The 13,122-nt window shown below is 71.2% G+C and carries 11 protein-coding genes; 6 read left to right on the top strand and 5 right to left on the bottom strand.

All coding sequences use genetic code 11. The features are described from left to right. Nucleotides 1-74: 74 nt before the first annotated feature. The 6 genes from AC1DHX_RS00375 (at nucleotide 75) to AC1DHX_RS00350 (ending at nucleotide 8,051) form a co-directional block, all read left to right on the top strand. Nucleotides 75-1,112 carry a universal stress protein gene (locus tag AC1DHX_RS00375; RefSeq protein ID WP_230009431.1) on the top strand — a complete coding sequence of 346 codons (1,038 nt, stop codon included), beginning with the start codon at nucleotides 75-77 and terminating at the stop codon, nucleotides 1,110-1,112. Between the two features lie 37 nt (nucleotides 1,113-1,149). Continuing rightward, nucleotides 1,150-3,882, top strand: coding sequence for a PEP/pyruvate-binding domain-containing protein (locus AC1DHX_RS00370; protein WP_476859456.1), 2,733 nt, complete (start codon nucleotides 1,150-1,152; stop codon nucleotides 3,880-3,882). Nucleotides 3,883-3,974: 92 nt separating this feature from the next. After that, a complete protein-coding gene (locus tag AC1DHX_RS00365) occupies nucleotides 3,975-4,802 on the top strand; it encodes a hypothetical protein (RefSeq protein WP_476859455.1) in 828 nt (275 codons plus the stop codon). 109 nt (nucleotides 4,803-4,911) lie between these two features. Continuing rightward, nucleotides 4,912-6,000 carry a LolA family protein gene (locus AC1DHX_RS00360; protein WP_476859454.1) on the top strand — a complete coding sequence of 363 codons (1,089 nt, stop codon included), beginning with the start codon at nucleotides 4,912-4,914 and terminating at the stop codon, nucleotides 5,998-6,000. A 58-nt stretch (nucleotides 6,001-6,058) separates the two neighbouring features. Beyond that, nucleotides 6,059-7,114 carry an ABC transporter ATP-binding protein gene (locus AC1DHX_RS00355; protein WP_476899839.1) on the top strand — a complete coding sequence of 352 codons (1,056 nt, stop codon included), beginning with the start codon at nucleotides 6,059-6,061 and terminating at the stop codon, nucleotides 7,112-7,114. A 124-nt stretch (nucleotides 7,115-7,238) separates the two neighbouring features. Next, nucleotides 7,239-8,051, top strand: coding sequence for an ABC transporter permease (locus AC1DHX_RS00350; protein WP_263407444.1), 813 nt, complete (start codon nucleotides 7,239-7,241; stop codon nucleotides 8,049-8,051). 9 nt (nucleotides 8,052-8,060) lie between these two features. Here the strand turns inward: AC1DHX_RS00350 and AC1DHX_RS00345 are convergent, their stop codons facing one another. The 5 genes from AC1DHX_RS00345 to AC1DHX_RS00325 form a co-directional block, all read right to left on the bottom strand. After that, nucleotides 8,061-9,563 carry a C40 family peptidase gene (locus AC1DHX_RS00345; RefSeq protein ID WP_476859452.1) on the bottom strand — a complete coding sequence of 501 codons (1,503 nt, stop codon included), beginning with the start codon at nucleotides 9,561-9,563 and terminating at the stop codon, nucleotides 8,061-8,063. A 190-nt stretch (nucleotides 9,564-9,753) separates the two neighbouring features. Beyond that, nucleotides 9,754-10,674: a cation diffusion facilitator family transporter gene (locus AC1DHX_RS00340; RefSeq protein WP_476849824.1), complete on the bottom strand. Its 921-nt coding sequence runs from the start codon at nucleotides 10,672-10,674 to the stop codon at nucleotides 9,754-9,756. A 10-nt stretch (nucleotides 10,675-10,684) separates the two neighbouring features. Then, entirely contained in the window at nucleotides 10,685-11,116 is a 432-nt protein-coding gene (locus tag AC1DHX_RS00335) for a metallopeptidase family protein (protein WP_476859451.1), read from the bottom strand. Nucleotides 11,117-11,125: 9 nt separating this feature from the next. Continuing rightward, nucleotides 11,126-12,106 carry a DMT family transporter gene (locus tag AC1DHX_RS00330; RefSeq protein WP_476859450.1) on the bottom strand — a complete coding sequence of 327 codons (981 nt, stop codon included), beginning with the start codon at nucleotides 12,104-12,106 and terminating at the stop codon, nucleotides 11,126-11,128. A gap of 86 nt (nucleotides 12,107-12,192) precedes the next feature. Next, entirely contained in the window at nucleotides 12,193-13,074 is an 882-nt protein-coding gene (locus AC1DHX_RS00325) for an ArgP/LysG family DNA-binding transcriptional regulator (RefSeq protein ID WP_476859449.1), read from the bottom strand. Between the last annotated feature and the right edge of the window lie 48 nt (nucleotides 13,075-13,122).

Below are 13,122 nucleotides of genomic sequence, written 5' to 3'. Positions count from 1 at the left end.
GGTGGACGCCGGGCGGCAGTACTTCTGGCAGAATAGCCGCAACATCAGGCAAGAATCGCGAGGAGGCGGACCCTATGGGCCGTGAACAGGTGCATCCGGACCCGGCATGGGAGACCGGTGGCGAGCCGGCGCCGCCCCGCGGAATCGTCGTGGGAGTGGACGGCTCGGACCACAGCCACTGCGCCTTGGTGTGGGCGGCCCGTGAGGCGGAGCGCCGCCGCCGCCCGCTGCACATCGTGACCGCCTATTCCGTTCCGATCTTCGCCGCTTCCGGGCTCGACGGCGGCTACGCCACGGTGGACGACTCCGTGATCCGCGAGGGCGCCGAAGCCATCCTCAAGCACGCCATGGACAAGATCGCCTTCTACAACATCGACGTCGACGCGTCCGTCGAAAACGGGGACGCGTCCGGCGTGCTGCTGGAAATCAGCGAAACCGCGGAGCTTCTGGTCTTCGGCACCCGCGGCCGCGGTGGCTTCGTGGGCCGGCTGCTCGGCTCCGTCAGCAGCGCGCTGCCCGCCCACTCGAAGTGCCCCACCGTGACTGTGCCGCTGATCTGCGCGGACCGCCTGGGCGAAACCACAGACGACAAGCACGTCCTCGCCGAACGGGCCAAGTCGGGCAGCCAGCCGGTGGAGAACGTCGTGGTCGTCGGCGTCGACGGTTCCGAGCAGGCCCGCGTCGCCGTGCTGGAGGCCGCAGCGCAGGCCGAGCGGCTCTCCGCCCGGCTCCGCGTGGTGTGCGCGGTGCCGCAGTACACCGGCTCGCTGGCATGGGTGCCCACCCCGATGGACCGCGACGCACTGTTCGCCGACATCAAGGTCCAGCTCGACGCCGGCGTGGCCTGGCTGCGGAGCCACTTCCCCGCCCTGCAGGTGGAGACGCAGCTCGTGGACGGCTCGCCCGTCGACATCCTCGTCGACGCCAGCCGGCACGTGGAGCTCGTGGTGGTCGGCACCCGCGGGCGCGGCGGATTCACCGGAATGCTGCTGGGCTCCACGTCCGACGGCGTCCTCCACCACGCCAAGGGGCCGGTCATGGTGGTGCCGGACCGCGACGACCCGCGGCTGGCGGACAGAGCCAGCTTCGGCCCGATGCTCGGCGACTCCTAGAAGGCGACGGGCCCGGCGTCGGAAGGACGGTTAACGGATGGAGCACCCCGGGACGCCGGACCCTGCCGAGGGCGGGCCGGTCCTGGCCCTTGAACGCCTTGGCCCGGACATGCTCGCCACCGTCGGCGGGAAGGCGGCGAACCTGGGCGAACTGGCACGCGCCGGCCTACCGGTGCCCGCCGGCTTCTGCCTGACCACCACTGCGTATCTGGACGCCACGGCATCCCCGGCGCTGGCGGACGTGCACCGCGCCCTCGCCGCAACAGCCCCCGACGACCTGGCGGGGCTGGCTGCGCTTGCGGCGAAGGCCCGCGCGCTGGTGCTCGACGCCGATGTCCCCGCCGACATCGACGCCGCCGTGCGCGCCGCCTACGCGGCGCTGGGCACCGACACGGCGGTCGCCGTGCGGTCCTCCGCGACCGCCGAAGACCTGCCGTTTGCCAGCTTCGCCGGCCAGCAGGACACTTTCCTGAACGTGGTGGGCGCGGATGCCGTGCTGGCTGCCGTCCGCCGGTGCTGGGCCTCGCTGTGGACAGACCGCGCGGTGACCTACCGCGCGGTGCAGGGGATTGAGCCCTCGGCGGTGTCCCTCGCCGTGGTGGTCCAGCGCATGGTGGACGCGGCCGTGGCCGGGGTGCTGTTCACAGCCAATCCCGTGACCGGCCGGCGGCACGAGGCCGTCATCGACGCCAGCCCGGGGCTGGGGGAGGCCGTGGTGTCCGGGGCGGTCAACCCTGACCACTTCGTGCTCGACGGCACCACGGGACGGATCCTCGAGCGACGAATTGGGGACAAAGGCATGCTCATCCGTCCACTGCCCGGCGGCGGCACCGAGCGGGTGGCGCAACCTGACGCCGGGCTGGCGCCCAGCCTGGACGACGCCCAACTGGCGGCACTGGAGCTCCTGGGCCGACGCGCGGAGGTGCACTTCGGCTCGCCGCAGGACCTCGAATGGGCCATCGGCCGGGACGGTGCCGTGTGGCTGACGCAGTCCAGGCCCATCACCACGCTCTATCCGATGCCGGACCGGCCTCCCTCCGGGCCGACGCCGCGCGTGTATTTATGCTTCAGCCTGGCCCAGGGGCTGACCAGGCCCCTGACCCCGATGGGCCTCGCCGGCATCCGGCTGATTGCGTCCTCGGTCGCGGGGGCGGCGCATTTCCCGGTGCCGGTGCCCCGTGACGGGCCCGCGCCGTATGCGGAAGCCGGCCAGCGCATATTCTTCGACCTCACGCCCGTAGTCCGGAGCAAGGCCGGACGCGCAATCGTCCCCCGGGTATTCGACATCATGGAGGCGCGCTCCGCGGCCGTGCTGCGCAACCTGTTCGACGATCCCAGATTCTCCGTGACCATAGGATCGCCGTGGCCACTCCTGCGCCACGTCGCTCCGGTGGCGGCGCGGGCGAAGGTCCCGGAGACCTTGATCCGCGGCCTCATCCGGCCCGAGGCGGCACTGCGCCGGGCATACCGTGTGGGCGAACAGCTCCGCGCGGCACTCGCGGTGCCCGCCGGCGCCACCGCCACGGAGCGTCTGGACCACGTCGAGCGGATCCTTGGCCAGCATGTCTTTGCCGTGGTTCCCGCGATCCTGCCGCTGCCCGCCCTGGGGTTCGCCTTGCTGGCCGTGGCCGGAAAACTCGCCGGGAAACCCGGGAACGGGGCGCTGCAGGAAGTCCTGCGGGGGCTGCCCAACAACGTGACCACCGAAATGGACCTGGACCTGTGGTCGCTGGCTACTGCCATCCGCAACGACCCGGCGTCGGCGGCGGTGTTCGGGGAAGCCGCATTGCCCGAGATAGCCCGGCGTTACCGGGCGGCGGACCTGCCCGGCGTCGTGCAATCCGGGCTGCGGGACTTCCTGGGCCGGTACGGCCACCGCGCCGTGGCGGAGATCGACGTCGGCATGCCCCGCTGGTCTGATGACCCGACCCACATCCTCGGGGTTCTGGCCAACTATCTGCGCATGGATGATCCTGCGCTCGCCCCGGACCGGCAGTTCGGCAAGGCGGCCCGCGAGGCGGAGGCGCAGGTGGCCCGGCTGGTGGCAGCGGCGGGGCAGCGCAGCCGCCTTCGCGGTGCACTCGCGCGGGCCGCGCTGCGGCGGACCCGGATGTTCGCCGGGCTGCGTGAGCTGCCCAAGTACCACCTCGTGGAAGCGCTCGGCGCCGTCCGGCAGCAGCTCGCAGCCGTCGGGGCCGAACTCGCCGCGGCCGGGGCCATCGATGCGGCGGACGATATCTTCTTCCTCGACCCGGCTGACGCGCACCGGGGGCTCGGCGGCGCCGCGCTGCAGGGGCTCGTGGCACGGCGCCGGGAGGCTTACGCGGCCGAACTGGGCCGCCGGCACATTCCCCGCGTGCTGCTCTCGGACGGCACCGAGCCCGAGGCGGTGCAGACCACTGCCGGCGGAAGGGGGCCGGCGGGTTCTGACGGCGGCGCGGGGCGGCTCTCCGGCACGCCGGCTTCGGCCGGCACCATCACGGCCCGGGCCCGGGTGATCCTGGACCCCCAGGGCGCGCACCTGGAACCGGGCGAGATCCTTGTGGCGCCGTCCACCGATCCGGGCTGGACGCCTTTGTTCCTGACGGCCGGCGGCCTCGTGATGGAAATGGGCGGCCCCAACTCCCACGGCGCCGTCGTCGCCCGGGAATACGGGATCCCCGCAGTGGTGGGGGTCCCCGACGCGACGTCGAGGATCGCCACGGGCCACAGCATTACAGTCGACGGCGCCGCCGGCACCGTGACTCCGTCAACGTCGCCGGCACCCTGACGCCGTCACTCTGACGCCGGCCAATTCGTGCCGGGCCGCCCGCGGCGGCGGGCTCCGCACCATGGTGTCGGCCGGCTCGCTACAGTGGGGCCATGAGCGAAGTGCGCGGCTCCGAGGGCCGGGAGCCCGGGAGCGCCGGAGTTCCCGCGGCGGGCATACCGGCGCCTGACACCCGCCCGCCCGCAAGCCCCGCGCCCGGAGCCCCCGAGCCCGCGACTGACGCCCCCGCGCCCGCAGCCCCCGCGCCCGCGACTGATGCGCCCCCCGCGCCCGCGGACCCGGACGCGTGGCTGCCGGAGTGGTTCGTGGGGCGTCCGCTCACGGCCGGCTGGGCGTGGGCCGGGTTCTGGGCGGTGCTGATCGTGGCCGACGAGTTCCTGGATCTGGCCGGCTGGTCCTGGTACGTGCTGGTTGGCCTCGCCGCCCTGCCGACGCTGCTGGCAAGCATCGCCCTTCTGCACGCCACCCCGCGCCGCTACCTGAAGCCGCGCCGGGACTCCGTCCTGGGCCACTTCTTCGTCCGCTTCCTGGCCCTGATCGCAGCCTTCCTCGTGTGGGGCGTGTCCGTGGTCATGAGCGCCTCGATCTCAACCACCCTCCAGTCACTCGTCGGGGCGTCCGAACGCGAGGTCACCGCGGTGGGCTTCAACCTCCTGCTGGCCGCGATCCCGCTGGTGGTCTCAGTACTGTGGCTGGCCTTCATCATTCGCTGCGCCTGGTTCCTGCGGCGGCTCCGGGGCTGGAAACAAACGCCGGAACCGGGCGCCGTGCCCAAGAAGTTCCTGCGGGACAGGCCGCGGCTGAGGCGGGTGGTGGTGGGCCTGGCCCATCCCGGCCTGCTGCTCGTGGCGGGCCTGGGCACCTCCGTGCTCGCGTTCCTGCTGGGCGCCGTGGAACTGACCATTAATGTGCTGAAGTAGGATAACCGGGCCGCCGGGGCCAGGCGTACTGTTGACCTATGAGCTGCACTGAAGCGCGCATTCCCCAGGCGCGGATAGTTGGAACATCTCTTTCCGGAGCGCGGTCACGATGACGCGCACGTGGCTGCGCTGGCTGCCCGCTGCCGCCGTTCCTGCCGTTATTGCCGCCGGCGCGCTGGCCGGATCCCTGCCCGCCAGCGCCGGGGATCCCCTGCCGCCCAAGACGCCGGAGCAGGTGCTGCAGTTGATTGCCCAGCACCGCCAGCCCGCTCTCTCCGGAACCCTGGAACAGTCCTCTGCGCTCGGGCTTCCTGAGCTGCCCAAGACCGGGGCCGACCCGGACGCGTCAGGGACGGCATGGCTCGAACTGCTGACGGGGCCGCACACCGCGCGGGTTTATCGCGACGGCCCGGACAACGCCCGCGTCCAGGTGATGGACCGGCTGGCCGAACGCAACGCCATCCGCCACGGCAACGACGTGTGGTTCTACAACTCCAAGGACAACACGGCCGCCCATGCCCAGCTCCCGGCCGGCGACGCCGGTGACACAGGCCGTCACAGCGCCGGCACCGACGTCACCGCCACCCCCGACCAGCTCGCCGCGATGCTTCTGGCCAAGATCGAACCGGGCACCGACGTGGCGGTGGGCGCCGATGTCCAGGTAGCCGGCCGGCCCGCCTACAACCTGGTGCTGACACCAAAGTCCGATGCGACGCTGGTCGGGTCCATCACAGTAGCCGTTGACGGCCAGACCGGGCTGCCGCTGGGCGTCGAGGTCAAGGCGCGCGGACAGTCGGATCCCGCCTTCCGCGTCGCCTACACCAGCCTGACCCTCGGGGCCCCCGACGCGTCGGTCTTCACGTTCACCCCGCCGCCGGGCGCCACGGTCGAGGAGATTCCGGTAAAGGAGCACAAACACGGAAACGACGCCGGGAACGCCACAGCGCCGGCGGCCAAGGACCGCGCCGGCAAGCCGGCCGTCACCGGCTCTGGCTGGGACTCGGTTGTTGAGTTCCCGGCGGGAACGGCCGGCCCGGCGTCGGACGCCACGGCCCTGCTCGAACAGGCCACCGTCCCGGTCCAGGGCGGCCGGCTCTTGTCCACCGCGCTGGTGAACGTGTTGGTGCTCGACGACGGCCGGGTCGTCGCCGGCTCCGTGCCACTGGAGCGGCTCCAGGCCGCTGCCGCACAGAAGTGATGTCCGGTGCGGTATCCGGTGGCCGACGGTTGCTCCCTGACCATCCGGTGACGGCCGCGTGAGCGCCGCCGGGCCGGCGGCCGAGCTGAGCATTGAGACCACGGGCCTGACCAAACGGTTCGGCCAGCAGATGGCTGTCGACGGCGTCGACCTGGCCGTGCCGAAAGGCGCGGTCTTTGGTTTCCTGGGCCCGAACGGTTCGGGGAAGACCACCACCATCAGGCTCCTGCTCGGCCTGGCCACCGCCACCGGAGGTTCCATGCGCGTGCTGGGCGAGGAGATGCCCGGCAAACTCAATGACGTACTGCCCCGGGTCGGGGCGCTGGTGGAAGGACCGGCGTTCTACCCTTTCCTCTCCGGCGCCGCGAATCTGCGCCGCATGGACGCCGCGGACCCCTATGGTTCGGGCGCCACTCGGCGTGCCCGCGTCCAGTCAGCCCTGGAACGGGTGGGTTTGACGCACGCCGCGGACAAGCTGGTCCGGGCCTATTCGCTGGGGATGAAGCAGCGGCTGGGGATCGCCAACGCCCTGCTCGCCCCGCGGGAACTTCTGGTGCTGGACGAGCCCACCAACGGGCTGGATCCGCAGGGCACCCGTGAGGTGCGGAGCCTGGTGCGATCGCTCGCGGCCGACGGCGCCACGGTGTTCGTCTCCAGCCACCTGCTGGCCGAGGTCGAGCAGATCTGCACCCATGCGGCCATCATGAGCGCTGGCCGGCTTGTGGCGCAGGGAACCCTGGCGGAACTGCGCGGGGCCGGCCAGGCAAGGATTCGCGTGTTGACCCCGGATCCGGGCACTGCGGCGCAGGTGCTGGCCGGCCTCGGCCTGACCGCGACCCTGGGCACCGACGGCCGTACTCCCGGTGGCGTCGGTCCCGGTGCCGCCGGCCCGGGCACCGACGCGGCCCTGTTCGCCTCACTGCCTGGGGCTCCGGCTGCCAGGGAAGACGGAGGATCGTCCCGGTCCGTGGAGCGGGCGGCCGTGCAGCCGGAGGCCGTGGTGGCGGCCCTCGTGGCGGCGGGGGTCCGGGTCCGCGGCTTCGCGACCGAACAGGCCAGCCTTGAGGACCGGTTTGTGGCATTGACGGGGGAGGGGTTCGACGTTGTCCAGTAACAGCTCATCCGCGGGCGATCCGGCAGCCGGCCCGTCAGTTGCCCCGGCGCCGGGCCCCAGCGAAGCGGCCGCAGGCGCTGGCGGGGACGGCGGGGCGGGCGCTGCGCCGGTCCGGCGCGGGTCCCTGACCGGTGACCTGCTGGCGTCCGAGCTCGGGGTGCTGTTCCGCCGCCGCAGGACGTGGGCCATGTTGTGCGCGCTGGCGGCCATCCCGATCCTGATCGCGGTGGCGGTGCGGGTCTCCTCGGCCGTGCCGGCAGGCCGCGGGCCGGCCTTCCTGGACCGGATCGCCCAGAACGGCCTGTTCGTGGGCGTCACGGCAATGGTGGTCTCCGTTCCGCTGTTCCTGCCCCTTACCGTCGGCGTCGTGGCCGGAGACACGATCGCCGGAGAGGCCGGACAGGGGACCCTGAGGTACCTGCTGGTGGCTCCCGCCGGGCGGATCCGCCTGCTGATCGTCAAATATGCCGGGGCGGCCGTGTTCGTGATCGTTGCCCCGCTCGTGGTGGCCCTGACCGGGGCCGGAATCGGCGCGGCGCTCTTCCCCGTGGGGCCGGTGACCCTGCTCTCCGGTGACACGATCGGCACCGGCGAGGCCCTGGTCCGGCTCCTGCTGATCGCCGCCTATCTGGCGGTTTCGCTGCTGGGGTTGTCGGCGATCGGGCTGTTCATCTCCACCCTGACCGATGTTCCGGTGGGGGCCATGGCGGCCACCGTGGTGCTCTCTGTCGTCGCGCAGGTCCTGGACGCGCTGCCGCAACTCGAGTGGCTGCATCCCTGGCTTTTCAGCCACTACTGGTTGGACTTTGGCGATCTGCTCCGGCAGCCGGTTTCCTGGGATTCCTTCGCCGCCAATGCCCTGCTCCAGGGCGGCTACGTCGCCGTCTTCGGCGCGCTGGCCTACGGCAGGTTCATCACCAAGGACGTGCTCTCCTAGCCGCCAGTCTCAGTAACGGGCCGCGTAGCCGTACAGCTGCATCCCGGACATGGCGGCAACATCGGTCACGGTAATGCCGGCGTCGGGGTTCAGCGCCTGGACCACGCGGCCGCCGCCGAGGTAGATGGCCACGTGGTAGAAGCCCGGGGCCGAACCCCAGACGAACAGATCGCCCGGACGCGCCTGGGAGAGCGGGACATGGACGGGGGCCTGGGCGAACTGCTGGGAGGCCGTGCGGGGCAGGTACTTCCCTGCCGCGGCGAACGCATTCTGCACCAGGCCCGAGCAGTCAAACCCATAGCTCCCGGTTCCGCCGTACTGGTAGAAGAACGGCGATCCGGTCTTGCCGAGCGCCACCGAAATCGCGGTCTGGTTTGACCCGCCGGAAATCGGCGCCGGAACCGGAACGGGTACTGGCGCCGGGACCGGGGCAGGAATCGGTGCGGGGACCGGAGCAGGTACCGGCGCGGGATCCGGCGCGGACGCCGGAGCCGGAGCGGAGGCCGGTGCGGGTGCGGGCGCCGGTGCGGGCGCGGGTGCGGGCGCTGCAGCGGGGGCCGGCACGTCGGCGGGAGCCGGAGCGGCTGGCTGTCCTGCGGCTGAATCGTCCCGTCCCGGTGCTGCCGGTGCCGGCTGTGAACCCGTGCCAGGCTGCGGCGCTGGGCCTGCCGCCGCGGTCAGTGCTGCGAGCCGAGCCTGCTGGCGCTGGCGGTCGAGGGCGTCCACCCGGGCCGATTCCAGCGCCGCGGTGGTGTTTCTCAGGCTTGCCAGCTGGTCCACGAGCGCGCTGCGCTGCGCTTTGGCATCGGCCACGACCTGGCGCTGGGCGGCGTCGGCGCGGCCGGCGTCGGCCTTGCGGTCCGCGGCAGTCGCGGCGGCCTCGTCGGCGGCGCGGTTGGCGTCCGCTGCGGCTTCGGTCAGGGACTGCGCGGCCGTGGCCGCGTTTTCCGCGGACTCGAAGGCCCGCGCGCGTCCGGCCGTTACAGCCTCCAGCGTGGCTGCATCCTCCAGGGCCCGCCCGGAGCCGCTGACAAAGCTGCTGAGGGCCGGGTTCAGCCCGCCGTTGCGGTACAGGTCACCGGCCAGCTGGCCCAGCTGTTTGCGGGTTTTGGCCTGTTCTGCCCCGGCGGCGGCAGCCCTGGCGGCCGCCACAGCCGCCGCGTCACGGCGTGTGGCCAGCTCCACGAGGGCCTCGCCGTACGCGTTGTTTGCTTGCAGGGATGCGGCGAGGCTGGTTTCCTGGCCGGCCGACGCGTCGGCCAGAAGCCCGTCGATCCTGGTGACCTCTGCCGCCGTCGAGCTTGCACTGGACTTGGCGGCAGCGATCTCTTCCGGTGAGGGGATCTCCGGCGACGCCGGAACCCGGCCGGCAGGCCCCAGCGGCGGGCGCCCCTGCGGAGAAATCTGCGAAGAAATCAGCGGCGCGGCCTGGGCCGGGAGCGCGAGCGTTCCGAGGAGGACGACGGCGGTGCAGAGCACAGCCGTCTTGCGGCCGGATCGGATCCAACTCATGGGCAACCTCGCTGAAGTCTCAGGCTGGAGTGAGCGAGGTCGGATTTGGCGCGTGAAAGCCCTCTGCGGATCACCCAGCAGGCATGAGGCTACGTGCCAAAGGCTACTTTGGCAACACGAGTCACATGAATAACATAAACAACACGAGTGTCATTTGGCCACGTCCGTGACGGGTGTGTCCTGCCGACGGTCAGGCGTGCTGGTGGGCCTCGTGCTCTGAATGCGTGGTGGGCTCGAGCTGGAACGTGCAGTGTTCGGTGTCGAAATGGGAGCCAAGGCAGCTGGTGAGTTTGTCCAGAACCCGGTCGGCGCCCTTGGCGCCGAGCGCTGCGTCTTCCACCACCACGTGGGCGGAGAAGACGGGGACACCGGAGGTAATGGTCCAGATGTGGATGTCGTGGACGGATACCACGCCGTCCACCGCAAGGATGTGGTCGCGGATCATCTGAACGTCCACGCCCTTGGGCGTCGCCTCGAGGAGCACGTCGACGACGTCGCGCAGCAGGTGCCAGGCCCGGGGCAGGATCATGAGGGCGATGAGGATCGAGGCAATGGTGTCGGCCGCCTGGAACCCGGTGACCATGATGACCACCGCCGCCGCGATGACGGCAAAGGACCCCAGCAGATCCCCCAGGACTTCGAGGTAGGCGCCGCGGACGTTCAGGCTTTCCTTCTGGGCGCCGCGCAGGATCAGCAGGGAGACCAGGTTGGCGACGGCGCCGAGGACCGCCGCGGCGAGCATGACGTCGGTGTGGACCTCGGGGGTGGTGCCGAGCCTGCGGATGGCCTCGGTGAAGATGACCACCGAGATGACGATCAGGACCAGTGCGTTTGCCAGCGCCGCCAGAACTTCGGCGCGCTGGTAACCGTAGGTGCGCAGATCGCTGGCGGGCCGGGTGGCGATCCATGCGGCCAGCAGGGCGATGAAGACGCCGGCGGCGTCCGAGAGCATGTGTCCGGCATCGGCGAGCAGGGCCAGGGATCCGGAGACCACCGCACCGATCGTCTGCACGAGCACCACGGCGAGCGTGATGGCCAGGACGGCGACCAGGCGCTTGCGGTGCTTGCCGGTGGCAGTGATGCCGTGCGAGTGGCTGTGGTCGTGTCCCATGCCTACAAGGCTATCCCCAGCCGAGCTCGTGCAGGCGCTCGTCGCTGATGCCGAAGTGGTGGGCGATCTCGTGCACCACGGTGACGGTGACTTCCTCGATCACGTCCTCCCGGGAGGTGCAGATGTCCAGGATGGGTTGGCGGAAGATGGTGATCCGGTCCGGCAGCGAGCCGGCGTCCCACCAGGAGTCCCGCTCGGTCAGGGGCACCCCCTCATAGAGCCCCAGCAGCACGGTGTCCGGATCCTCGCCGGGCTGCGGGGTGTAGTCGTCCTCGATGAAGATCGCGACATTGCTCATGGTCTTTGCCAGATCCGGCGGGATCCGGCCGAGGGCATCACTCACGGCGGCCTCGAAATCGGCCTCGGACATCGGGAAGGGGCTGTCACCACCGTCCCCGCCGTTCGGAACGATCGGCAGGCCGGGCGGGAGGGAGGAGGGCATAGGCAAACCCTAGCGGGACCGGCGCCGGGTCAGCCCCACGCCCACAAGGCAGATCGCGCCGCCCACCAGGCCCCAGATGGTCGGAATCTCGCCCAGGACCAGCCAGGAGATCAGGATTGTGGTGCCCGGGACCAGGTAGGTGGTGGCCGCGAGGCGTCCCGCATCAATCATCGAGAGCGCATAGGCCCAGGTGGTGAATGCGATCGCAGTGGGGAAGATGCCCAGGTAAACCAGGCCCAGGGTGGCCGGCAGGGGAGCGGACTGCAACTCGGTGACCAACTGGCCGCTGAAGGGCAGGCAGCACAGGGCGCCCACCATGATGCCGAACCAGGTGGCCTGGGCGGCCGGGAACTTGCGGAGCACCGGTTTTTGGACGATCACGCTCACAGCGGCCAGCGCGGCCGCAAGCAGGCAAAGCAGCACGCCGGCCACGTCCGCCGTCGACCGCTGGCCGGAACCAAGCGCAATCACGGCCACGCCGCCGAACGCGATGAGGCTGCCGATGATGAGCCAGCGCGGGAACCCTTCCTTCAGGATCACTCCGGCCATGACGGCCACCAGGATGGGGTTGACGTTAATCAGCAGGGCGGCCGTGCCCGCGTCGAGCATGTGTTCGGCGGCGTTCAGGGCCACGTTGTAGCCTCCGAACCACATGACGCCATAGGCCAGGATGGGCCACCACTCGCGGCCCCGGGGCAGGCCCCTGAGCTTGGGCACCACCAGCAGGCCCAGCACGACGGCGGCAACGGCCAGCCGGCCGAGCGTCAGGGAGCCAGGGGAGAAGCTCGGGCCCACGGCGCGGATGCCCACGAAGGCGGAGGCCCACAGGACCACGGTGACGATGACGGCGGCGATGCCGAGCCTGCTGATCGTGGCCGGCTGCCCGGGAGGGGGCGGCGCGGGTTGCGGGGCGGGCGCGGGGGCAGCGTGCGGAGACCCTTCGTGGGGGCCTGCGGACGGAGTGGGGCCGGATGCGGCGGTTGTTGCCATGCTGCCAATGTAGCCGTTCCCGCCTCCTCCCGGCTGGCGGGAATCGGTCACGTCTAGTCGAGATCCTGCCAACATCCCGAATGGCCTCAGCGCAGGACGCGCGCCGCCGTCCGGACAGCGGCCGCGACGTCGTTCAGCGCCGCCGAGCCGCGCCGCCACTGCTGCCAGTAGAGGGCAACGTCCACGTGCGCTCGCGGGGCGAGGGCCTCGAGCCTGCCGGCCAGCAGGTCCTCGCCGATTTCGATCTCGGGCATCATGCCCCAGCCCATGCCCCAGCGGATGGCATCGCCAAACTCCTGGGCGGCCGGGACATAGTGGCGCGGCGGCTGCAGGGAGGCCCGGCTGACCCGGCGCAGCCAGCGGTCCTGCAGGTCGTCCTTGCGGTCGAAGACCACAACGGGAGCGGCGGCGAGGGTCGCGCCGGTCGCACCCGCCCCAAACCAGCGGCGGGCGAAGTCCGGAGCGCACACCGGCAAATAGCGCATGGTGCCCAGCTTGCTCGATGAGCAGCCGGGCACGGGCTGGGCTGTTTCCGTAATGGCGGCCGCGGCGGCTCCGGCGCGCAGCAAGTCCAACGAGTGCTCCTGGTCTTCTCGCAGGATCTCGAGCTGGACGTTGTCACTGGCCGCCGCGAGGCCGGCCAACGCCCAGGTGTGCAAGGAATCGCTGTTGATCACCAGCGTCAGGCGCGTCCCTCCGCGGGGGCGCTCCGGCTGCAGCTCCTCGGCCAGGTCCGCAGAGAGCATTTCCAGCTGCCGGGCGAATCGCACCACGGCCTCGCCGGACTCCGTGAGTCCGGGCGGCCGCGCCCGGGTCAGGACCGGCCGCCCGACGGCGGTCTCGAGGGCCCGGACCCGCTGGCTGATCGCCGACGGCGTCACGGACAGGTGCGCGGCCGCGGCATCGAAACTCCCGTGCGTCAGAATCGCGGCCAGCGTCCGGGCCTGTTCGGGGGTGATCTCCATCATTAGCCCATCTTACGTATCGGCAGAATCTTTAACTGGTTTCATCTCTGG

The sequence above is a fragment of the Arthrobacter sp. 05N33_2 genome, from assembly GCF_056397425.1.
This window is presented reverse-complemented; position numbering and strand designations above follow the sequence as displayed.